The sequence below is a fragment of the Pseudoflavitalea rhizosphaerae genome (assembly GCF_003991355.1).
Lineage (GTDB): Bacteria > Bacteroidota > Bacteroidia > Chitinophagales > Chitinophagaceae > Pseudobacter > Pseudobacter rhizosphaerae.
This window is the reverse complement of sequence record NZ_RCSU01000015.1, coordinates 64,046-84,519: the sequence shown is the minus strand read 5'-3', so window position 1 is coordinate 84,519 and position 20,474 is coordinate 64,046. Positions and strand designations below refer to the sequence as shown.

The 20,474-nt window shown below is 44.8% G+C and carries 17 protein-coding genes and 1 tRNA gene; 7 read left to right on the top strand and 11 right to left on the bottom strand.

Annotated features, from left to right (window positions below):
- Positions 1-15: 15 nt before the first annotated feature.
- The 4 genes from D9Y29_RS22180 to D9Y29_RS22165 all read right to left on the bottom strand — a co-directional run bounded on the left by D9Y29_RS22180 (position 16) and on the right by D9Y29_RS22165 (position 4,930).
- A complete protein-coding gene (locus D9Y29_RS22180) occupies positions 16-2,457 on the bottom strand; it encodes a glycosyl hydrolase family 95 catalytic domain-containing protein (RefSeq protein WP_127132424.1) in 2,442 nt (813 codons plus the stop codon).
- A 98-nt stretch (positions 2,458-2,555) separates the two neighbouring features.
- Positions 2,556-3,068, bottom strand: a complete 513-nt coding sequence (locus D9Y29_RS22175; RefSeq protein WP_127132423.1) for a DUF1440 domain-containing protein — start codon at positions 3,066-3,068, stop codon at positions 2,556-2,558.
- Between the two features lie 100 nt (positions 3,069-3,168).
- A complete protein-coding gene (locus D9Y29_RS22170; RefSeq protein ID WP_127132422.1) occupies positions 3,169-3,882 on the bottom strand; it encodes a LytR/AlgR family response regulator transcription factor in 714 nt (237 codons plus the stop codon).
- Complete coding sequence (locus tag D9Y29_RS22165) at positions 3,848-4,930, bottom strand: sensor histidine kinase (protein ID WP_127132421.1); 1,083 nt, start codon at positions 4,928-4,930, stop codon at positions 3,848-3,850. Before D9Y29_RS22165 ends, D9Y29_RS22170 begins: the two co-directional genes overlap by 35 nt.
- A 200-nt stretch (positions 4,931-5,130) precedes the next feature.
- On the opposite strand from D9Y29_RS22165, the gene D9Y29_RS22160 reads away from it, so the two are divergent.
- On the top strand, positions 5,131-6,687 hold the full coding sequence (locus D9Y29_RS22160; protein WP_127132420.1) for a BACON domain-containing protein: 1,557 nt from the start codon (positions 5,131-5,133) through the stop codon (positions 6,685-6,687).
- 137 nt (positions 6,688-6,824) lie between these two features.
- Positions 6,825-8,129, top strand: a complete 1,305-nt coding sequence (locus tag D9Y29_RS22155; protein WP_127132419.1) for a TIGR00341 family protein — start codon at positions 6,825-6,827, stop codon at positions 8,127-8,129.
- Between the two features lie 33 nt (positions 8,130-8,162).
- On the opposite strand, the gene D9Y29_RS22150 is transcribed toward D9Y29_RS22155, so the two are convergent.
- The 5 genes from D9Y29_RS22150 to D9Y29_RS22130 all read right to left on the bottom strand — a co-directional run bounded on the left by D9Y29_RS22150 (position 8,163) and on the right by D9Y29_RS22130 (position 12,045).
- The gene (locus tag D9Y29_RS22150) at positions 8,163-9,152 is read right to left on the bottom strand and encodes an outer membrane beta-barrel protein (RefSeq protein ID WP_127132418.1); all 990 of its coding nucleotides are present in this window, start codon (positions 9,150-9,152) and stop codon (positions 8,163-8,165) included.
- A gap of 210 nt (positions 9,153-9,362) precedes the next feature.
- Entirely contained in the window at positions 9,363-9,494 is a 132-nt protein-coding gene (locus D9Y29_RS26945) for a hypothetical protein (protein ID WP_277601137.1), read from the bottom strand.
- A 107-nt stretch (positions 9,495-9,601) separates the two neighbouring features.
- Positions 9,602-10,150: a hypothetical protein gene (locus D9Y29_RS22140; RefSeq protein WP_127132417.1), complete on the bottom strand. Its 549-nt coding sequence runs from the start codon at positions 10,148-10,150 to the stop codon at positions 9,602-9,604.
- A 124-nt stretch (positions 10,151-10,274) separates the two neighbouring features.
- A complete protein-coding gene (locus D9Y29_RS22135) occupies positions 10,275-10,997 on the bottom strand; it encodes a LytR/AlgR family response regulator transcription factor (RefSeq protein WP_127132416.1) in 723 nt (240 codons plus the stop codon).
- A gap of 40 nt (positions 10,998-11,037) precedes the next feature.
- Complete coding sequence (locus tag D9Y29_RS22130; protein WP_127132415.1) at positions 11,038-12,045, bottom strand: sensor histidine kinase; 1,008 nt, start codon at positions 12,043-12,045, stop codon at positions 11,038-11,040.
- Positions 12,046-12,302: 257 nt separating this feature from the next.
- Between D9Y29_RS22130 and D9Y29_RS22125 the strand changes: the two genes are divergently transcribed.
- The 4 genes from D9Y29_RS22125 to D9Y29_RS22110 all read left to right on the top strand — a co-directional run bounded on the left by D9Y29_RS22125 (position 12,303) and on the right by D9Y29_RS22110 (position 17,673).
- Entirely contained in the window at positions 12,303-14,675 is a 2,373-nt protein-coding gene (locus D9Y29_RS22125) for a TonB-dependent receptor (RefSeq protein WP_127132414.1), read from the top strand.
- Positions 14,676-14,691: 16 nt separating this feature from the next.
- Positions 14,692-15,513 (top strand): DUF4249 domain-containing protein, encoded by an 822-nt coding sequence (locus D9Y29_RS22120; RefSeq protein ID WP_127132413.1) that lies wholly within the window; start codon positions 14,692-14,694, stop codon positions 15,511-15,513.
- 446 nt (positions 15,514-15,959) lie between these two features.
- Positions 15,960-16,748: a type IV toxin-antitoxin system AbiEi family antitoxin gene (locus D9Y29_RS22115; protein WP_127132483.1), complete on the top strand. Its 789-nt coding sequence runs from the start codon at positions 15,960-15,962 to the stop codon at positions 16,746-16,748.
- A gap of 1 nt (position 16,749) precedes the next feature.
- A complete protein-coding gene (locus tag D9Y29_RS22110) occupies positions 16,750-17,673 on the top strand; it encodes a nucleotidyl transferase AbiEii/AbiGii toxin family protein (RefSeq protein ID WP_127132412.1) in 924 nt (307 codons plus the stop codon).
- A 232-nt stretch (positions 17,674-17,905) separates the two neighbouring features.
- Here D9Y29_RS22110 and D9Y29_RS22105 read toward each other — a convergent pair.
- Positions 17,906-17,980 (bottom strand) — tRNA-Val (locus D9Y29_RS22105).
- A gap of 109 nt (positions 17,981-18,089) precedes the next feature.
- Here D9Y29_RS22105 and D9Y29_RS22100 point away from each other — a divergent pair.
- Positions 18,090-18,947: a dienelactone hydrolase family protein gene (locus tag D9Y29_RS22100; RefSeq protein ID WP_127132410.1), complete on the top strand. Its 858-nt coding sequence runs from the start codon at positions 18,090-18,092 to the stop codon at positions 18,945-18,947.
- Between the two features lie 191 nt (positions 18,948-19,138).
- On the opposite strand, the gene D9Y29_RS22095 is transcribed toward D9Y29_RS22100, so the two are convergent.
- On the bottom strand, positions 19,139-20,362 hold the full coding sequence (locus D9Y29_RS22095) for a proline dehydrogenase family protein (RefSeq protein ID WP_127132408.1): 1,224 nt from the start codon (positions 20,360-20,362) through the stop codon (positions 19,139-19,141).
- Between the last annotated feature and the right edge of the window lie 112 nt (positions 20,363-20,474).

The following is a 20,474-nucleotide window of genomic DNA, read 5'->3' as shown; positions in this document are numbered from 1 at the left end:
ATCAGGAAATATATTTTAGTGAACAGGTACAAACCTCAACAAAATTCCTTTCGTTGCAGAAAATACGATCAGGTCATCAGTGGATTCCCTTATCAATTGCTTTCCACTATAAATGGCCACCTTTCTGCCTTTCCAGGGATTGTTCAATCTTAGTACAGCATTCGCCAATGCTTCCGCCTGAACAAACTCCACCTGTCCGTTAGCGAAAGACGAGCTCACCAGGAAGCCCGATCTTGCCAGCAATTTGAAACTGGCATTCCAATGTTCCGGCCAGGCTGGGAATACACGGATCACGGGGTCTTCACCCGGAGCAGGCGGCAGGCCCTGGCAAAGCGCCAGTTGCAGCGCTTCCGCAGCCCTTCCCAGTCTTTGCACACTGGTGGTCTGCGCGCCTTCGCGAAGGTCCATCCGGTTGTGCAAAGGAATTATCTCTGCTGTTCTCAACTGTGCAGGAATAAGATATTCTGTGGCTTCCTTCAATCCCAGGGTAACGCCTGCAACAGGCAGCTTCGATAACACAAAAACTTTTGATCCTTTACCGATACCCTGCGGATAATAATTGTGATAAGTATTGCGCGCAATGCGAAGCATGGCAGTGTCAGGATTCTGCAGGGTACAGAGATCGAAGAACCAGACAGGCATTGTATTACCGTCTGGCCTTCGCATAGCATTGCCCTGCTGCACAGGTGTGAGGGAGCCTACCCAGGCAGTTCCTGCCTCATTCAGGGGTAAAGGACTTAGATGCTCCAGTACATTTTTCCATTCCTGCTGTAAATCTTTATCCTGTTTCAATATCATTGCAGCCCTGATGGCCGCAGGAAAAATGCCGCGTATTGATGAAATCTCTTCAACAGTGTTGTGGCCGTTCCAGATGGATTCATTATCGTTCACATGACGGATATGGTAAAGTCCATCATGCTCCCGCTGAAAATTGGGAAAGTTGCGATAGAATTCAGCTACACCTTTCAGCATCGGATATGCGGATTGTCTGAGAAAAGCGGTATCCTGCGTAAACTCGAACTGCATCCAATACTGGTAGGCGATTTTTGCACCCCGTGAAAAAATATGCGTGGTATGTCCGAAAGCGCCACCACCTTTATCACCGGAATGCCAGATCCCATCTTTCCATCCTTCATCTTTCTTCCAGTTCCAGCGGCTGATGAAGGGAAGTAACGTATAGGAATAGTCGATGAAATGTTTTGATCTGTCTTCCCATTTCTTTTTACATAAATACAGTTCGCGCATTTCCGCTGCAATATCTTCCGGCAATTCTGGTGTTGGATCGAAGCCGGTCACCTCGGGAATGAAAATGCCTTTACTGCCCCATTGTTGCTGTGCTGCCAGTTCATAGCTCCGGTAAGCATTGCTGTACATCCTGAACATGGGTTGCAGGAGCTCTGTATGATTGGTTGCAAACAATGCATTGTACAAACAGCTCTGGTTGGCGCCCCAGTAGAGTCCGCCCCATTTGCGATCATCGCCGCCGGTTGTCCAGAGCATACCATTGAACTTGGTGGGATAACTACCGCGAGAGCTGGACGCCATCACGTAGAGATAATATTGATAATACTGTTGCACCAAATCAGCTTCACCATCGGTACTGCTGCACTGTATGAAAGACTTTTCCCAGAACCGGTGCCACCATGCACGATGCTCGCGCAGCAAAGCCTCTTTTGAAATAGTGCTGGCATGTTTCAGTATTTGAACGGCTTTGGCAGCAATATCTTCCGATGAATCGAAACTGGCTGCTGTAGCCATCAAAACCCGGTTTTTGGCCGATGCATTCAGCAACAATCTCACTACACCCTGCTCATCCTGCACAGCTTTTGCTTGTGCATCTGCCTGTATCGCTACTGCAGATGCGCAATAATACTGGTCTTCCATGAATTGCTGGGTAAGAATGATATATTCCCCCTGCACAAATGCTTTGGATAAGGCGCGATGATTACCCTTTCGCATATCTGGTTTTCGGAGTGATGACAAAACAATCTGAACAGGTAATTTATTTTTTCGGTTATCCTTAACCGATACACTCATTACATCATTGCCGGCACTGGTAAAAATACTGGCTTGTACGCCGTTTCCTTTCACCTGAACAGTGGCATCATAACAATCCAGGTGTTGACTGAAACCGGTATTGGTAAACACTGCTGTTCCGAAATCGATGCTCACTGCCCCGGTCCCGTTGCAATAATCCGTATGTCTTTCGAAGAAATTATGGGATGATGAATTGTTGCCGAACACATCCACCCTGTTGAGCTGGAATTTCAATGCGGAGGGGATCGTCCAAACCAGGCTGCCCATGCGGCCGTTACCGGTAGGCATGCCGTCTTCACTCCTGCCGACAGGCACTGCATAGTGAAGGTCCGAGGCGTTTACAATTTTCCGGAAATCAGTTTGTGCTGAAATTCCGATAGAGCAGAAAAATGCAAAAAGCAGTGGGATACATTTTATCATGGCGCCTGATTCTATTCCCAATTAACTGCATTATTGAGCAGACAGACGCCATGATATTGGCTTACTACTAAACAATCTTAACCCTTCACGAACAATTTTCAGGATACTGTTGTTTTTTTGCCGTAGTGCCTGCGGGCCATCAATGCAATTGGCAGCCCGATCATGAACATCAGTATCACGATATTGATAACGGCCCTCTCCCAGTTGAATGGCGCGGGCCTCAGCTTCGATAAGGGAATCACCAGGCCATTCATGATTGCCCAGGCAACGATCCCGTATAAACATCCCCAGAGCAGTGGATAACGTTGAAGAAATGGCAGATAGGGGAAAAGAAGAAAATAGACAGTAGCGAACATCAGGGCAAAACAATAATGGAATAACAGTCCAACCAATCCCATGCCGATACCGCCTTCGAAAGCAGATCTACCGATAGCGCCGCTGGCAATTCCCTGCAGGACCCGCAAGGGTTTGAACTCGCCGGACATGGTCCCGTTCACAGTTACAGCGGCAATGATATCCAGCGTTCCCGCCACCAATGCTGCCAGCAGAATAGCTTTGATCAATGGCCTGCCGGCCATATGAACAGGAGATGGTGTTGTAATGGTTGACATATCGAAGGGTTTCTCTAAAATTATCTTTTTACAGAAACGGATAGGACAAAAATCAACCAATAACCGACCTGCGCGCACAGATAGCAGTTTCCGTTACTCTTCAATCCTGCTCCAGCGCACGTAGCACCAATTCCTTGTAGCTACGGCCGATTGGGATGAGCTTCCCTCCTACCTCCACATCCGTTGCGGTAAATGCATCGATCTTGTCCTTCGCAACAATGAAACTGCGGTGAACGCGCAGGAAATTATTCCTGGCCAGCAGTTCCTCTATCTGACCGAGCTGGAATTTGGTGAGGATGGTCTTGCCTTTGGTGGTGATGCGTATATATTCCTTGAGACTTTCGATATAGAGCATTTCATCGAGATAAACCTTCACTCTTTTCTTGCTTACGTTGAAGAAGAAATAAGTTCGTGCAGGCATGGATATTACATTTTCAGCAGCGGGCTGCCTTACATCCTGCTGAGCTTTCAGTTTGTTCACTGCCATAAGAAAACGGCTGAACTCGATAGGCTTCAGCAGGTAGTCTACCACGTTATGTTCATAACCCTGCAGCGCATATTCCTGGTAGGCGGAAGTGATGATCACCGCGGGTGGATGTTTGAGCGACTTAAGGAAATCCAGCCCTTTGAGTTTGGGAAGATGGATATCGAGGAAGATAAGATCGATGGGTTCTTTCTGCAATGTTTCCAGTGCGTAGATGGCATCACCGCATATGCCCCTCAGTTGCAGGAATGGGACCTGCTGGACATAATCCTTCAGCACTTCGGCTGCGAGGGGTTCATCTTCCACTATGATACAACGCCAGGTTTGCATGATTGTTGAGATTAATGGTAAGATGTACTTTGAAAGTATTTGGTTGATTGTAAACGTCGAGTGTATGGTGTGCGTACATGAGTTCCAGTTGCCTGCGCACATTGCTGAGTCCGATGCTGTCTGTTACCTTGTCTTTACCGTTGTCTTCTTTTGTATTTTCGATGGTAAAGGTAAGCATACCTTTTTTCAGGGTCAATGCGATATGCACATAGGAATCGAAGCGGGTTTCGCTGACACCGTGCTTGAAGGCATTTTCCACGAAAGGCAGCAGGAGCAGCGGCGCCACCATTTGCGTTTCCGTATCCAGCTCTTTGTAGAAAGTGATGGTGAGGCGATCACTGTAGCGGATCTTTTCCAGTTCCAGGTAATCATCCAGCATACGGATCTCTTCCGTGAGCGGGATAAAATCCTTATTGCTTTCGTAGAGCATGAAACGAAGCAGCTTGGAGAGTTTCATCACCACATTGGGTGTGTCTTCCGATTTTTTTCGCGCGAGCGCATAGATATTGTTGAGGGTATTGAAAAGAAAATGCGGATTGGTCTGGTTGCGCAGGTATTTCAATTCAGTAGCGTGTTTTTCGCGCAGCAATTTCTTTTCCCTGTCTTTTCCTGCCAGTTGGATGCGGCCCAGTCGCATAGCCACTGCCACTCCGGCTGCAAATCCTATGTCCATCACCGCTAGTAAGGTGCGGCTGATATCGAGCAGTTTCTTTTGCGGGGCCAGATCATAAATGGCATAAGGGATCACATAATAATTGAAGATCACGCGGTATACGAGTACGGCGATCACACAGATCAGCGCCGCCATCCCGATATTCTTCCGGAGGGACCCTTTTTCATTCAGCACACGGTTCACAGTTACATACATGAGGTAATAAGCCAGTGATATTTTCGGAATATTCAGCACCATGATGATGTGCAGGGAGATCCACCATTGTTGCCATTGAGAGAACTTGTGCAGCAAAGGCTCCATCCAAACCATTTCCAGCAGGGTGGCCTGTAAGGTATAAACGAACCAGAAGCCGAAATGAAGAAGGGATCTTTTCATGTATCCTTAAAAATCGGAAAAAATATCCGCTGCCGGGAAAAAAACTACGGGCGCAAGGTTGCGTTGGCCGAACGGCGGGGTTTTAAGTAAGTTGCCGTTCATCTGAAATTAGATATTGCCCGGCATTGAATTCATATCATTCGTCGGCAAACTGTCGTTTTTTACATGAAATGGAAGTCATTTTGGGCAAAAGCGAAAAAATGAGAATGTATTTAATCCTTTCCCTTATGGCTTTCGGGCTGGTGTATTGCAAGAAAGACAAAACACTTCCCCTACTTACAGTAGACAAAATGGAAATATCGCTCCCGGGCATTGCAAACAGGGAATCCAGTATTGAACTCACTACCGAAGCAGCCTGGCAAATTTCCACCGGCAATCTTCCTGAATGGCTTCAGATAGAACCTTTGAGCGGTACCGGCAATGCAACAATCCGATTCATCAATAAGGTTGAAAACAACGAGGCTTCATCTGAGGCTACCATCAATATCACTGCCAGTGGTTATCAACCTGCAACCATCAAAATCAGCAGGAAGCCTTATTATGCCGGTCCTGTATTGAAAACAACCGGCGGGAATTCGAATGAAATGCTATACAAAGCTGTTGCCACACGTGATGGTGGCTACATTGCCGTAGGATATACTGAAAGTGATGACAAGGATTTTTTGGGCATCGCTAATGCCGGTGGCTCTGACGGCCTGGTCATAAAATATGCAGCCAATGGTGCAGAAGAGTGGAAAAAAACATACGGAGGAAATGATGATGACTTTTTGAATGGGGTGATCACAACAGAAGATGGTGGTTACCTGGTAGTAGGTAGCAGTATTAGCTGGGAGGGAGAATTTCAAACTAATAAAGGAGGATTTGATTGTTGGATCATAAAGCTTGACGCCTCAGGCAACAAATCATGGAGCAAATTATACGGAAGCACCAAGGACGATGCCTGTTTTGCCGCCGTACCGGTCAGTGGAGGTTATATTATAGCCGGCAACAATAGTGCAGGTGATGGCGATGTTAGTAATAACAGTGGATACAGTGATGCCTGGATACTGATGCTCAACAATACAGGTGAAAAACAATGGGACAGATCTTATGGTGGCAGTACCGAATATGAAGGCGTGTACGCAGCCACAAGCACTCCTGATGGTAATTTTGTATTGGCAGGCTACTACGGCAGCACGAATGGCCCAGGTGCAGAAGGCGGCTGGGGAACACTCGATGCCTGGCTGATGAAGTGCAACAAAGACGGCAATATGATCTGGAGTAAAAGATTCGGAGGATCTTCTGTTGATGTTTTCCAAGATGTATGCGTTACGGAAAAAGGAGAACTGATCGCTGTTGGCAGCACACAAAGCAATGATGGACAGATCCCGGAGCGCCGGGGAAATGAAGATGCGCTACTGGTTAAAACATCCGGCGAAGGAGAATTGCAATGGCTACGGCTGGCAGCTGGCAATAATAGCGAAGCCTGGAAAGCTGTTCTTTACAGTCCTGATAAAGGGATCATCACTGCCGGCTATACTTCCAGCAGCGATCTGGCGGGAGAAAACATAGGCAGTGGGAATGCATTACTCTGTTGGTATGACCAAAACGGAGAATCGCCGAGGTATAAAAATGTAGGGGGAAATGATAATGACGCCGCCTTTTTTCTAACAAAAACCAATAATTTTTATGTGTGGGGTGGCTCGTATCAAAGTGATAATGGAGACTTCCCTCATAATCATGGCAACTGGGATTGCTGGTCCATCCAATTTAGATAATATTCCTCTCCAGGAATTCAGTACGCTAAAAGCTCAATAGTTAAAATAAGAAAGGTGTCCCGTCCGGACACCTTTCTTATTTTAAACTTTTCTATCTTTAAATATCCATCTTGAGGTCCGTACTAAATCAATTATTCATGGCTATCACCATTATTGAACGGTTCAAACTTTTAAAGGAAAAAGAGAGCTTCCAAACAGTTAAAGAAGCCATTAGTGCAGGCGTGGTTTTCAGGGGAACCAATCTATGGATCCTGATCTTTGCCATCTTTATAGCGTCACTAGGTCTGAATGTGAATTCTACTGCCGTGATCATTGGAGCGATGTTGATCTCGCCATTGATGGGCCCCATACAGGGCATGGGATTCAGTGTAGCTATCAATGACCTGCAACTGCTTCGGAAAGCTCTTCGAAATTATTTCTTTGCCACAGCAGTAAGCCTGACTGCATCCACCATTTATTTTTTGATCAGTCCGCTGAATGAAGCACACTCGGAATTGCTGGCCCGGACATCACCGAACATTTACGATGTATTGATCGCTCTCTTTGGTGGCCTGGCGGGCGCATTGGCTATTTGCAGTAAACACAGGGGAAATGTAGTTGTTGGAGTAGCCATTGCCACGGCATTGATGCCACCGCTTTGCACAGCAGGATTTGGGCTTGCCACTTTTAATCTGAAATTCTTTTTCGGAGCTTTATATCTTTTTTTCATCAATTCGGTTTTCATCGCATGGGCTACCCTATTGGCAGTCCGCGCCATGAAGTTCCCAAGTATGCACAAGGAGGATCCCAAAGCAGAGGCCCGCTCTCTTCGCATCATCTGGGCCATCGTGATCCTTACCCTGGCGCCGAGTATTTATTTCGGATACAGGGTGGTACAAAAAGCGAGATTTGTTGAACAGGCTTCCCGATTCATCGATAAGGAAGGCGCCATTGAAGGAGATTACCTGCTGAGTAAAAATATCGATGCAGACAATAACAGCATTACATTGGTTTACGGAGGAAAACAAATTGATCAATCTCAGATTCAGGCGATCAGGAGCCGTTTGCCTTATTATAACCTGGAAGAAACCGACCTGCAGGTAAAACAGGGATTTGCCGCCATTTCAGAATCGGATTCAAAGTTGCGTGAAAATGTGAACGCTGCCATCAGCGCAAGGCAAGCGGAAGCAAGCGCCCTGCAACTGATGTTAGACAGCCTTGCAACCCAGAACGCCCTGAACAACCAATTGTATAAAGAACTAAAAGCGCAGTATCCGCAATTGACCTCTGCCTTTCTGCAACCTGGTCAAACGCTTACAGACAGCAGCACCACCAATACATATATGGCCGTATTGCGTATGAAAAAAGTAATGCCTACCGCTGATAAGCAAAAGCTGGAACGCTGGCTGCAGACAAGGCTGAACACAAACAGTATCAGCCTGGTTACAGAAATTGTGAAATAAAGATACCAGGACTGAAACCAATGTTTACTCAGCCTATAATCTTATTCTTAGTCCCAGGTTGGCCCCCAGCCCGCCGATATTGATATAGGATTTCAGGTCGTTGGCCGGAGCATTATCATTCTTGAAATGGGTAACGGTGCCGGTTGTACCGGTAGGTGTGTTGGAATTCTGGTCCAGCGTGGTAACATAATCTGTGTTTCGTTCCGCTACACTGAGATCACTCAGGCCACGGTTGATATCGTTGCCTACCTGCTGCCCTGTATTGGTGTTGATGATTTTCGTAGTTTCGTTATAGTTAGTCACCTCCTTGTTCTTGCTTCGTACAGGAACATTCCTGTATTCAGCTTCCAGGAAGAGGCCCAGTTTTTCATTGATTTTGTAAGTGCATCCGAGCGCGCCCTGGAACCCGATGGTTGGATTTGGGTGAATCTCTTCTTTACGATGAATAGCAGTTTTAGCCACTACAAAAGAAGGTTGTCCGGCCACGGCGCTGGTTCTGCTGGCATCGGTCTCAATGTAGAGTCTTCCCCATACCGGCACCACAAATCCGAATCGTACATAAGGATTGAATTGATCATAGCCCGGGCTCAATACAATGCTGGGTGCAATATCAATTGCCTGTACATAACCCTTCGATTCAATTTTGCCCACTTCTGTTTCCGTTCCCTGAATGGTTGTTACATTCCTGGTCATCAGATTCTTCTTACTGCTGAAATAGTTTGCAGTAATCTCGATGGAGATATTTTTGTTGATCACATAACCACCGGTTATGCCTCCGCGAACACCTTCGCCATAAGAGCCGGTGAGCACTTTCTCGCGGATCTTTGTGGTGGCTCCGGTTCCCGGGTTAATGGCATCATGTTCATCGCGCGGAGGATATGGACCAACATCGGGGAATTGACCGGGAGATACACTGAAGAAATAACCACCTGCCACTTTAATGTAAAAACCTTTACTCCATTGGGCATTGGATTGAGTAGACAAGGCAATGGCTGCCATCGTTATCAGGAGAGTACGGCGCATAAAAATTAATTTGGTGAACAATTGGTAAGTTGAATGCAAAAATGCTGCCTCGCATTTTGCTGAATTACTACAGAGAAGGAGAATGGAGGTGAATACAAATGTAACGAAAAAAGGCAGATAGGGTTTTGTGATAAGCTTTCACCATTGCAGATAGTACATAGAACTGCCGCATCCGAAAAACGATAATATATAGCGGGTGACTGCCAACACTTATATTGTTCCTGTCAGGCTCAGTAATTGCAGATCAAATGCTTTGGAAGAGCCTGTAACAGACAGGACTTTTTTACCCTCAAACGAGGTAAGTCTTTCTTTGAGGATAACGATGGATGGTCCTTCCGGCATACTGGAGTTGTTGCAAAGCAGAGGCCATGGGAAATGGTAAAAGAAAAAGCCCTGCTATGCAGGGCCCATAATATCTTTCAATTCAGGAGAAGTCCCGGACCTTACAGTTATTTTCCAAACAATCCGGCCAGGTTATCCAGGATGCCGCCTTCTTTATTTGAATCATTGCTGCCTTCGGTTTTTTTGCCCCCAATGGCTGCAGTGAGATCATTGAAGTCTGTTTTTCCATCTTTATTGATATCCAGGCCGGAGGCAATATTACCCAGATCGAAGCCACCGCCACCCTGGCCGCCGGTCAAACCTCCAAGGATAGACGAAAGATCAAATCCGCCGCCGCCGGACTTATTGAACAATTTGCTGATGATCATGGGCAGTATTGAACCTGCAAGTCCACTGGCCTGAGCCCCGCTGATGCCGAGTTTGTTCGACAGGTTGCCGGTTAGATCAGTCATTACATTCTGCATTACAGGATTGTTTTCTTTAGCTGCATCGTTTCCGGAAAACATGCTCATGATATTGGCCATTCCCCCATTGCTCATGAGGTTCTGAATGCTCCCAACAATAGATTCACTGGCTATATTGCTGACAGTTTCGTTCTGCTCATTGGGCACATCGGGATTCTGCTCAACAACTTCCTGGGATGTTGACCTGATCATTGACATTAATTGCTCCATCATAGTTGTACATTTTCGTAAATGTACGTTTTTCTAATATTAAAAGAATGTAGAGAAAATACGTAACAATTCAGTAAAAGAAAAATGGTAGAAATTGAACGTAAAACTACCTGTTCATGATCTTTTTGGTTATGAATTCATTGAAAAAGTAATCACGATAAATATTACCGATAGGGATTTCATTTGTACCTATGTACACCGTGTTGTTATCCACAGAACCGATATGCTTCACATTGATGATATAGGATTTGCTAACCCGCACAAACATTTCCTTTGGCAATTGATCGTAGATAGTTTTGATATTCATCGCCGTTATTATTCTCTGATTTTCGCTGTGCATCACCACATAATCTTTTAAGCCCTGAATAAAAAGTATATTATCGAAATAGACTTTAAAGATCCTCCGGTCTGCTTTCACGAAGAAAAAATCATCTGCAACCTGTTCGATATTGTTATTAGTGTAATCCGTCCTGAATAACCTGGAATAGGTTTGGGCTTTTTCAACAGCTTTCTGAAAGCGTTCTGATTTTACAGGTTTTATCAGGTAGTCAATTGCATCTACTTCATAACTGTCGGTTGCAAATTCAGAATAGGCGGTTGTAAAGATCACAAATGTTTCTTTCGGAATGGTGCGGGCAAATTCAATGCCGTTGATTCCGGGCATTTGTATGTCAAGAAAAATCAGATCGACTGTATTGTTTTCCAAAAATCCGGCGGCGGATTCGGGACTATTGAACGAACCGATCAGTTCCAGATCATCAGTCTGGTTAATCAGCATCCCGATGGCTTCCCTCGCCAGCGGTTCATCATCAACGATAATACAGTTCATGATTTTATCGCTTTATTGTTTGATAAGCTCTGATTGCCGGTCACAGCTTTAAAGTTAAGGTTACGCAATAGCTTTCCATATCATTCTCGATATTCAGGCTATGGGTTGCGGGGAACAAAAGCTCCAGCCGCCGCTTGATATTTGCGAGCCCCAATCCGCCTGCATTATTAACAGGCTTGAGCATTGGTTTGGAGTTGATGCATTTAAAGTAGAGTTCATCGTTCCTCACATCGAAATACAGGTTTACATAAGACAATTTTGTTGCGTCACTATTGTGCTTCACTGCATTTTCCACAAACGAAATGAACAGTAATGGAGGTACCTGCACGCCGCTCAGATCTCCTTCTTTTGAGATCAGGAAATCAAAACTGTCCCGCCTTACTTTTTCCAAATTAAGAAAATCTTCCAGGAAATGAATATCCGAAGTCAGCAACACCTTGTCTCTGGTACTGTCATAAAGCTGGTAACGAAGTAAGTCGCTCAACTTCATCAAAACCTGAGAAGCTTTTTCAGGGTCCTTCTTAGTGAGAACATTAGCATTGTTCAGCATATTGAACAGGAAATGCGGATTGATCTGGTTTTTCAACTGCTCCAGTTCTGTAAGGGTTTTCGACTGTTGCAGCTCGTAGATCAGCAACCTGTCCTTCATTCCTTTCTGAAACAGTTTTATGGAAGTTGAAGCCGCTAACAGCAAGGCAGTAAGAAATAAAAAAAGGGGAATATTCAGTCCATTTTCTTTATTGAACGGGTTTATAAAATAACCACAAACAGCCACTACAACAAGAATGCTGATCACAGCCAGGCAGTATTCAAGATTCTTATTCCTGAACAAAAGTTTTGGAACGAGCAAGTACATATTTACATAGAACAAGATGATAAAATACACAAATACTGCTACCGGGTAGTCGATTACAGAAGCACTGTTATACAACACAGCTCCTATAAAAACAATTAACAGCAGGTGCCGGAATATCCTTCGTTCAGGTGAAACCAGGAAGCGGAATAGTATGTTTTCGCCAATAAGCTGCTGATGACCAGGATTATTCATTTATGAAATTGTATATAACAAATTTAACACTAAAAGCATTGGACAGATCTGCTTTATACGAAACTGCGCGCTTTTTATACGAAATCGGGAATCGCTCTTAAACACCAGGAAAACTCACGAAAAGGCAGCTGTAAATAGTAGTACCCAGGCATGCTTTGATATAAAAGATATCTGGTTTGGTATAATTAAAAAAAGACGGTTATTCAAAGGAATAGTTTTGGACCCAAATTGCAATTGTAAAAACCGATTTCCAAAAGATGAGATACAAGATAATTATTACACTATTGTTTCTGGCCATTTCATCCATGGTTTTTTCACAGGAAAAATTCACATTGAGTGGCACCGTAACCATAAAATCAAATACAGAAACCATCATCGGCGCAAGCATTTTCATTCCTGAGGCAAAGGTTACAATAGTTACCAATTCGTATGGTTTTTATTCAATCACGTTGCCCAAAGGTGAATATACAATCGTTATCAGCTATGTTGGATTTGAGAATATCGAGGAACATATTTCTTTGACAGGAAACATCAGGAAGAATTTCTCGATGCTTGAAAAAAGCAAAACTTTGGACTCGGTGGTGATAAAACATAACAGGTCAGCCAGCAATATTCAAAAACCGGAAATGAGTGTGAATAAGCTCTCTATCTCCACCATCAAAAAGATGCCGGCTGTTATGGGTGAAGTGGATATTTTGAAAGCAATCCTGCAACTTCCGGGAGTTTCCAATGCACAGGAAGGGGCAACAGGGTTTAATGTCAGGGGAGGATCGGTTGACGGTAACCTGATATTGCTGGATGAAGCTGTTGTTTACAATACTTCACACCTGTTCGGTTTTTTTTCCGTTTTCAATGCTGACGTGATCAAAGACCTGAAATTGTATAAAGGCGGGATACCTGCCAATTTCGGTGGGCGCACTTCCTCCGTGCTGGATATTTATCAAAAGGAAGGGAACAACAAAGAATATCACGTATCCGGGGGCATTGGAGCCATATCCAGCAGGTTACTGGCGGAAGGCCCAGTTGTAAAAGAGAAAGGTTCTTTTGTAGTTGCGGGCCGCGCTTCTTACGCCCATTTGTTCATGAAACTGGCAAACAACGATAATGCTGTTTCCTTTTATGATCTGAACGCTAAACTGAATTATAAGATCAATGACAATAACAGGATTTTCCTTTCAGGATATTTCGGGAAGGACAATATGGATTTCAGTAATTTTTTCAGTAACAATTATTCGAACTCATTCCTCAATCTTCGCTGGAACCATAACTTTTCCGAAAAACTGTTTTCCAATGCGTCCGTCATTTACAGTAAGTACAATTATGGTCTGAAGATAAAATACGTTGGCATTGACTGGACATCCGATATCCGTAATTATAATCTGAAGTATAATTTTAGCCACCACCTGTCAGATAAGCTGGTATTGGATTATGGCGTCAATTCCATCTACTATCAATTCAATCCCGGCACAATAAAGCCCATGAATCCTTCATCACCTGTCAACCCAGACCAGATAGAAAAAAAATATGCCTGGGAAAATGCGTTGTATGTAAGTGCCGGTCAAAAAATATCGGACAAAATATCATTGAATTACGGATTGCGGTATAGCAATTTCAAACGATTGGGGGAACAGCATGTAAATATTTATGCCAATGATCAGCCAGTGTTTTTCAATTCCGAATTACAAATTTATGAAGAAGGGAAACCCACAGGTGTAACATATTACGATAGAAATAAAAAGATCATTGATTTTGGAAACCTGGAACCGCGTGTTGCTGTTTCATTTGCCATTAATAATGATCAATCCATTAAGGCCAGTTATAACCGGATGAGCCAGTATATACATTTAATTTCCAACACAGCTTCCGTTTCACCTCTCGATATCTGGGCACCGGGTGATCAATATTTGAAACCTGAAATCCTTGACCAGGTTGCATTGGGCTATTTCAGAAATTTCAGGAATGGGAAATATTCTTTGGAAGCAGAAGCTTTTTACAAGAAAATAAAGAACAAAGCAGACTACATTGACGGCGCCGAATTGATTGCCCACAAAGCAATAGAACAGGTAATGCTAAACGGGGAGGCTAGGGCCTATGGCCTTGAGCTGATGCTGAAAAAAAATACCGGAAAACTGACAGGCTGGCTTTCTTATACATTGTCCAAAGCAGAGCAGCGCACACCAGGCAGAAACGCAGGAGAACCCGGCATCAACAACGGAGAATGGTATCGTGCCATCTACGATAAAACGCATAACCTTTCAATTACGGCCGCTTATCAGCTATCGAAAAAATGGAATTTCGGCGGCATTTTTACTTACCAGACTGGAAAGGCAGCAACATACCCTACCGGCAAATACCAGTACCAGGGAATTACGATCGCAAATTACGGAGAGCGAAATATCAATTCGCTTCCGGCTTATCATCATCTGGACTTGTCAGCAACCTACACACCAAAACCTGACAGCAAAAAAAGGTGGAAAGGTGAATGGGTGTTTAGTCTGTACAACGTTTACGGCAGAAACAACGCCGCATCGATCATGTTCGAACAGAACAGGGAAACAGGACTGAGCGAAGCAAAGAGGATATCCATTTTTGGAATCATTCCGGGAGTGACCTACAATTTCAGATTTTAATCCTAATAATAGAAAAATGAAAAATACACTTGAGTACCTGATCGTATTATCCTGCCTTTGGCTTTCGTCTTGCACCAAAGTGGTGGAAGTGGACCTGGAAACTGCGGAACCGAAATTGGTCATTGACGCATCGATCGATTGGGTAAAGGGTACAGCAGGCAATGAACAAAAAATAAAACTCTCCACTACAACAGGATATTACAGTACTAATTTTCCAACTATTTCAGGAGCTGAGATAGCTGTAACCAATTCCGCTAATATTGTATTCAGTTTTATGGAAAATCCCGGTACAGGAGAATACAGCTGCTCCGATTTCCAACCGGTTATCGGTGAAACTTATACTTTAAAAGTGGTCCTAAACGGAGAGACATATACCGCAACGGAAACATGTATAGGCGTACCGGATATTGAAGACAATATTGTACAGAATAATAACGGCGGATTTGGAGGAGACGAAGTGGAAATCTCCTACTATTACCAGGATAATGGAAATGAGGAAAACCATTACCTGCACCGCATTTTGTCGCCCGTATCAGTATTTCCGGATTTTAAAGTACAGGATGACGAGAGAGGTCAGGGCAAACTGATGCAGGAATTTTTCTCCGATGAAGACCTGAAATCCGGCGATCTGGTGAATATCAGGCTGTATGGAATCTCCAAAAGATATTATGACTATTTCAGAAAATTATTGACGGCATCCGGCGCCGGATCCGGTCCCTTTCAAACAGCACCAGGCCTGGTGAGAGGGAACATTATCAATCAGACCAATTTCGAAAACTTCGCTTTTGGATATTTCAGATTATCGGAAGTGGATGTAAAGGATTATACGATCAAGTAATTAAACGGGTCTGGAGGAATGCAAAACGACACTCATTCGAGTGCCGTTGTGTGGATCGTGTCAGGCTCGAATCAATTCAACCATCTTATTGACAACCAATTAAAGTATAGCAAATAGGCAGGGCATCAAATAAAAAAGACAAAAAAAGAGATACGAATTTTCACAAATGAAGGCATATGGATTCAACGTTTATTAGGAAACCATATCTGATTATTTAAGTCATCTACAATTAAAGTTCATTCTTTGCCCTGCTTAATGATTTACAGCGAATCTTCTCTATCCAATATTTTATCTAATCAATTTGGGGTAGCACTGAAAAAATGAAAAGTTTACGTAAATACATTTTAACGTCGATAAACGCCGTTATTATTTATTTCGGCAAACAAAACGTTTATGTAATTTTGTTTTAACGGCGATTAACGCCGTCTAAATTAAAATTGGTAAATATGGCATTTAATCCAGAAAGACGTAAACTATTGGAACAAATGATGCCCGAAAGCATGATTGTTACCCGGAAATGGCTGGTTGAGCAGGCTGCTTTGGATACGCACGCCATAGATAACTTAGTCAAGAGCGAGCAATTGAGGCTGTTGTGGAAAGGGCTTTATACCCGTGGGAAGGTTCAGCTTTCCTGGCAAAGCATAGTTTACACCCTGCAAACCGTTATGAAAACGGATTATGTTGTAGGTGGATTGACCGCACTGGAATTAAAAGGGTTTTCCCATTACCTGCCAACATCAAAAAAAGAAACCATACATCTGTATGGCAATGATAAATTACCAGTATGGCCAAATGAACTATCAGATACGATAACATTTGTCCGCCATACCCGGAATGAATTGTTTTCCGGTATAGGAACCACAATATCCGACAAATTCACATCTTCCGTTTTCTGGAAAGACGGTATGGACGAATTGAAAATATCCTGTCCGGAACGGGCCTGCCTCGAAATGCTGAACGAAGTGCCCGATAAAATCTCATTGGAGCACGCCGACCAGCTTATACAGGGTATGACCTCCTTATCGCCGCGCACTTTGCAAAAATTACTGGAAGCCTGTACCAACGTGAAAGTCAAACGGCTTTTCCTTTGGCTCGGTTCACGGCACAACTATACCTGGTTTTCAAAATTGAATACCGACAGTATATATCTTGGTTCCGGGAACCGGGTAATCGTCAAAGGCGGTGAGCTTGATAAAACATATAAAATAACTGTACCCAAAGATTTCAAATCCTAAAATGAAAAAAGACAGCATATATTACAGACAGGTGCAACTATTGGTGCGTATCCTGCCGCTTCTGGACAGTGAAAAATGTTTCGCACTGAAAGGCGGTACAGCCATCAATCTTTTTTACAGGAAACTGCCACGGCTTTCAGTGGATATAGATTTATTATACCTGCCTTCCGAAGCCCGTGAGGAAGCATTGGTCAACATCCGTGCTGCATTATCCCGATTGAGCGAACTGATTAAGAAAACCATTCCGGGCATTCACATACAGAACACACACGAACAGAGCAATGCACTCCGCCTAATCCTGCAATTGGAAGATGTGCGGATTAAAGTGGAATTGTCTCCCGTAATCCGTGGAACGGTATTCCCTGAAGTGCGAATGGAAGTAAGTGAGTCTGTGGAACGGGAGTTTGGATACGCCGAAATACAAGTTGCCTCGTTGCCGGATTTGTATGCAGGAAAGATTGCTGCTGCATTGGACAGGCAACATCCCCGCGATTTATTTGATGTAAAGTTCCTGCTCGAAAACGAAGGCTTTACGGAAGACTTACGAAAAACATTCCTCCTGTTCCTTGTCAGCCATCAGCGACCGATGTCCGAACTCCTTGCTCCACATCGCAAAGACTTACGGGAAGTGTACGAAGCGGAATTTAAACAAATGGCAGAGGTGGATATACCCGTTGAAAAACTGGAAGAAACAAGGGAGCAATTAATTGAACTCATCAATACGGAAATGACGGCCGATGAACGGAAGTTCTTGCTATCGTTCAAAGAGCGAAGCCCGCAATGGGAATTGCTGGGCTTGCCCAATATGGAAGATGTTGCCAATCTGCCATCTGTTCAATGGAAATTATTCAATTTGTCAAAAATGGACGACAAAAAACACAGACAGGCGGTTGAGAAACTTAAATCAGTGCTTTGGGGCAAATAGTCCCGGTCTTCCTGCCGCAGGGTAAAAAGTTCTTTGTGACTAAAGCCGGTAAAGCTGGCGAAGATAAAAATGTCGCGCACCACGTTGAGTTTTTTTTCGGCAAACTTGTAATGCAGCAGTTCTTCGAACTTTTCCATCGGCCAGCCAGTCATGGTGTACTTTTTTGTACGTGGTCTTAGCAGGCTGGCGGCGGGTTCCGGCATAAAAAAACACCCGTTCGGGTGTCACCAGGTGGATCGTGTCAGGCTCGAACTGACGACCCTCGCCTTGTCGAGGCGATACTCTAAACCAACTGAGCTAACGATCCGGATCAGGCATGCAATATACAACAGGTCAACAAATTCCTTCACTTCCAGGCGGAGTTTTGTTAACTTTAAATGATACCGTTCCATTCTTCACTACATCAAACCACCTGTATGGACCAGCAGATCATCAACCTTTTTGATGAATACACGCACAAACCACTGAAGCGCGATGATTTCATCAAACGCCTTGTGCTGCTTACCGGCAGCCTTACCGCAGCCATGACCGCCCTCGCCCAACTGGAAGTGAAATACGATTCGGCAGCTACCGTTGCAGAAAATAATACAGAGATCGTTACCGAACGCATCACATACCCTACGGATGATATCACCATGAAAGGCTACCTGGCAAGGCCTTCCGTCGCCGGTAAGTACGGCGCAGTAATGGTGATCCATGAAAACCGCGGACTGAACCCACATATCGAAGATGTGACCAGGCGGGTGGCACAGGCAGGTTTCATTGCACTGGCGCCGGACGCGCTTTCCGAATCAGGTGGCACTCCAACAGATGCAGATCAGGCCCGTGATCTTATCGGGAAACTGGACATGCCGAAAAATATCAATCGCTACATCAAAGCATTCGATTACCTGAAATCGAGGCCCGACACCAATGGTCATTTCGGATGCGTGGGATTCTGCTGGGGCGGCGCTATGGCCAACCAGCTGGCAGTGCATGTGCCTTCACTGAATGCCGCCGTCGCCTTCTATGGCCGCCAGCCGGATGCTGCCGATGTACCAAAGATCAAAGCCGCTGTACAACTGCATTATGCCGGAATGGACGAACGCGTGAATGCAGGCATTGCCGCTTATGAGGAAGCGCTCAAAAAAGCAGGGACTGTTTATGAACTTTACATGTATGAGGGAGCGCAGCACGCTTTCCACAACGATACTGCCGGACCACGCTACAACGAAGCGGCCGCCAAACTGGCCTGGGAAAGGACCATCAAATTCTTCAATGAAAAACTGAAATAATATACAGGTATAAAATGCAGGGGCTGACCAAAAAGGTCAGAGAGCTTGCAGTCGCTCGCCTCCCGGCGAGTGACTTGTATTTGTTCGCCTCCGGCGAACACCGCGTCGCCAGAGGCGAGCGAGTGGGCTCCCCGAAATTCTAAGATGGTAGCTTTTTAGTCAGCCCCGATTCATGTAGTTATGATTTCGCGTTATTGCAGTTTTCGTCTTTCCACTTCTTTCTTGATCAGTCCCAGTTCACGCCCTGTCTGCCCGGCCACGGAAGAATTCTCCTGCGCCCTGCGCATGAGGTAAGGCACCACATCGCCGATTGGCCCGAATGGCAAATACTTGCTCACCGCAAATCCCGCCCTGGCCAGGTTGAAAGTGATATTATCGCTCATGCCATAGAGTTGAGAAAAATGTACATGCGGATGATTGTGTGGAATTTTCCTTTCATCCAGTAACTGCGTTGCGCGCAGGTTGCTGTACTCATTATGTGAAGCAACGATCAGGGCTATCTGATCGATATGATTGAGACAGAATTCAACGCCGGCATTGTAATCACGATCACTGCTGGCTTTATCAGGCTGAATGGGTGAAGCATAGTTCATCTCTTCTGCACGTTTACGTTCTTTTTCCATGTAGGCGCCGCGTACCAGTTTGGCGCCAAGGATAAAATTCTTCGTTTGTGCCTCAGCGAAACTATCCTTGAGGAATTGTAGCCTGTCGTGACGATACAATTGAATCGTATTATACACCACTACCCTGTTGCGATTGTATTTTTCCATCATCTGCATGGTAAGTGCATCCACCGGGTCCTGGATCCAGGTTTCTTCCGCATCTACCAATACGCCGACCTTATTATCGGCAGCAGCGCTGATGATCCTTTCCATTCGTTTTACCACACGGTCCCATTCCGCTTTCTCTGCATCGTTCAACACTTCCGTATGCACAGTGCCCTGGTATCCGCTGCGGTCAGTAGCTGCTGCATCCAGTTTTTCGAGCAGCGCAAATCGCGCAAAGCCCGTCACCTTGATACTCATGAACGGCATCGTACGTTGAGTGGATGCATATTTGATCACGCGGATGAACTCGTCCGTGGCATGATCGAAATTATCTTCCCCTTCCTTTCCTTCCACGCCATAATCGAGGATCACCTGCACATTGAACTCGCCGAGCTTATTGGCTACAATGGCCGTTTGCTCCAGCGTTTCACCACCCACGAACTGGCGGAATATAGTGTTTCGGATAATGCCTTTGATGGGAAGGCCCACTTTGATGGCCCAGGGTGTAATACGGGTGCCGATCTTAACGAGGCTCCCGATGCCCATACTGGAAAACAGGAATTTTGCTTTCTTTAATTCTTTGTCGCTCTTGTAAGCAAATGCATACTCTGTGTTATCGAAAGATATTACCGGTGCGGGATTATCCATAAACTACTAACGAATGTTAGGCGCAAATGTAAGGGAAAGAAACTGAACAAAATATGCGCGCACTATCCATTCTCCGACAGGGAGTTAAACAGGACAATTTTTGTTATCTTTC

Excerpts from the sequence above, each read along its gene's own strand:
- D9Y29_RS22180 (WP_127132424.1), bottom strand. The coding sequence starts at position 2,457 with ATGATAAAATGTATCCCACTGCTTTTTGCATTTTTCTGCTCTATCGGA.
- D9Y29_RS22175 (WP_127132423.1), bottom strand. The coding sequence starts at position 3,068 with ATGTCAACCATTACAACACCATCTCCTGTTCATATGGCCGGCAGGCCA.
- D9Y29_RS22170 (WP_127132422.1), bottom strand. The coding sequence starts at position 3,882 with ATGCAAACCTGGCGTTGTATCATAGTGGAAGATGAACCCCTCGCAGCC.
- D9Y29_RS22165 (WP_127132421.1), bottom strand. The coding sequence starts at position 4,930 with ATGAAAAGATCCCTTCTTCATTTCGGCTTCTGGTTCGTTTATACCTTA.
- D9Y29_RS22160 (WP_127132420.1), top strand. The coding sequence starts at position 5,131 with ATGAGAATGTATTTAATCCTTTCCCTTATGGCTTTCGGGCTGGTGTAT.
- D9Y29_RS22155 (WP_127132419.1), top strand. The coding sequence starts at position 6,825 with ATGGCTATCACCATTATTGAACGGTTCAAACTTTTAAAGGAAAAAGAG.
- D9Y29_RS22150 (WP_127132418.1), bottom strand. The coding sequence starts at position 9,152 with ATGCGCCGTACTCTCCTGATAACGATGGCAGCCATTGCCTTGTCTACT.
- D9Y29_RS26945 (WP_277601137.1), bottom strand. The coding sequence starts at position 9,494 with ATGCCGGAAGGACCATCCATCGTTATCCTCAAAGAAAGACTTACCTCG.
- D9Y29_RS22140 (WP_127132417.1), bottom strand. The coding sequence starts at position 10,150 with ATGATCAGGTCAACATCCCAGGAAGTTGTTGAGCAGAATCCCGATGTG.
- D9Y29_RS22135 (WP_127132416.1), bottom strand. The coding sequence starts at position 10,997 with ATGAACTGTATTATCGTTGATGATGAACCGCTGGCGAGGGAAGCCATC.
- D9Y29_RS22130 (WP_127132415.1), bottom strand. The coding sequence starts at position 12,045 with ATGAATAATCCTGGTCATCAGCAGCTTATTGGCGAAAACATACTATTC.
- D9Y29_RS22125 (WP_127132414.1), top strand. The coding sequence starts at position 12,303 with ATGAGATACAAGATAATTATTACACTATTGTTTCTGGCCATTTCATCC.
- D9Y29_RS22120 (WP_127132413.1), top strand. The coding sequence starts at position 14,692 with ATGAAAAATACACTTGAGTACCTGATCGTATTATCCTGCCTTTGGCTT.
- D9Y29_RS22115 (WP_127132483.1), top strand. The coding sequence starts at position 15,960 with ATGGCATTTAATCCAGAAAGACGTAAACTATTGGAACAAATGATGCCC.
- D9Y29_RS22110 (WP_127132412.1), top strand. The coding sequence starts at position 16,750 with ATGAAAAAAGACAGCATATATTACAGACAGGTGCAACTATTGGTGCGT.
- D9Y29_RS22100 (WP_127132410.1), top strand. The coding sequence starts at position 18,090 with ATGGACCAGCAGATCATCAACCTTTTTGATGAATACACGCACAAACCA.
- D9Y29_RS22095 (WP_127132408.1), bottom strand. The coding sequence starts at position 20,362 with ATGGATAATCCCGCACCGGTAATATCTTTCGATAACACAGAGTATGCA.